Below are 1,425 nucleotides of genomic sequence, written 5' to 3'. Positions count from 1 at the left end.
CGGATGGAGCGAAGCGTAATCCGGGGGTAGTGCCACAAGCGCAAAAGTCCCGGATTGCGCTTCGCTCCATCCGGGCTACGGGGCGACATCTTAAGCCGCCCGGATGTTGCTCAGGAACGCGTCGATCTCCGAGCGCAGCACGTCGGCCTCGCGACGGAGTGCATCGGAAGCGGACAGCACATCGGTGGCCGCTGCACCCGCTTCGGCTGACGCGGTGGAGACGCCGACGATGTTGCTGGAGACCTCGCTGGTGCCGCCGGCGGCATGCTGGATGTTGCGGGCGATCTCGCGCGTCGCCGCGCCCTGTTGCTCGACCGCAGCCGCAATCGCCGTGGTCACGTCGTTGATCTCGCCGATGGTCTGGCCGATGCCCCTGATGGCACCGACCGCCGAGGTCGTGACCTGCTGCATGCTGGCGATCTGGGTACGGATTTCTTCCGTTGCCTTTGCGGTCTGGCTCGCGAGGCTCTTCACTTCGGAGGCGACCACCGCAAAGCCGCGGCCGGCTTCACCGGCGCGCGCCGCTTCGATGGTGGCGTTGAGCGCGAGCAGATTGGTCTGCGAGGCGATGGTCTGGATCAGGTCGACGACGACGCTGATGCGGCTCGCGCTGTCGGCCAGGCTCTGCACGGTGGCGTCGGTTGCGCCGGCCTCGTTGACCGCTTTCCTGGCGATCTCGGCCGAGGTGACGACCTGGCGGCTGATCTCGGAGATCGAGGACGACAATTGCTCGGTGCCGGCCGAGACCGTCTGCACGTTGACCGAGGTCTCCTCGGCGGCCGAAGCCACCGCGTTCACCAGGGTAGAGGACTGGTCGGCGGTCGTGGACATGCTCTGCGCGGTCGACTGCATCGAGTTGGCCGATTGCGACAGCGTGTCGAGTGCGCCGCGGACGGTGCCTTCGAACGAGGCGATCTGGGCTTCCATGCGCGCCGCGCGCTCGGTCTTGGCGGCACGATCCTTGTCCTGCTCGTCCGACAGCTTGCGCGCCTCGATCATGCTCTCGCGGAACACCTGCAGCGTATCCGCCATCGCGCCGATCTCGTCATTGTGCTTGGAGCGGAAGATCTCGGTGTCGAGATCGCCGGCCGACAGCACCTGCATCGAGCGCTGCAGGCCGCTGATGCGACGCAGGATGTTGCGTCCGACATAAAGCGAGACGAACAGCACCGAGCCGACCAGGGTCAGCGCGCCGAGCCCGATCATGACCCAGGTGGCGAGCGAGATCTCCTGGCGCGCCTCGAAGGTCGAGCCGTTGGTTTCCTTCTGCACGCCGTCGACGAGCTGCTGCACGCTGATGCCGAGGCCGACATTGAGCTTGCGCGCCTCGTCCAGAATGGTCTGGCCGTAGTCGATCGAGTCGAGCTCCTTTTCGCGCAGGCTGAAGACGCCGGTCTTGCCGCTGCCGAGCGCGAGCAGCTTTTC

1 protein-coding gene is annotated in these 1,425 nt (G+C 66.3%); it reads right to left on the bottom strand.

Annotation, left to right across the window (positions count from 1 at the left end; translation table 11 throughout):
• Positions 1–90: 90 nt before the first annotated feature.
• Positions 91–1,425, bottom strand: a 1,335-nt coding sequence (locus C2U70_RS31915) for a methyl-accepting chemotaxis protein (protein WP_140982599.1), incomplete at its 5' end; no start/stop codon positions are given.

Source organism: Bradyrhizobium guangdongense, from assembly GCF_006483445.1.
Taxonomy (GTDB): Bacteria; Pseudomonadota; Alphaproteobacteria; order Rhizobiales; family Xanthobacteraceae; genus Bradyrhizobium; species Bradyrhizobium guangdongense_A.
The sequence above is the reverse complement of the archived record's forward strand: the minus strand, read 5'-3'. Positions and strand labels throughout refer to the sequence as shown.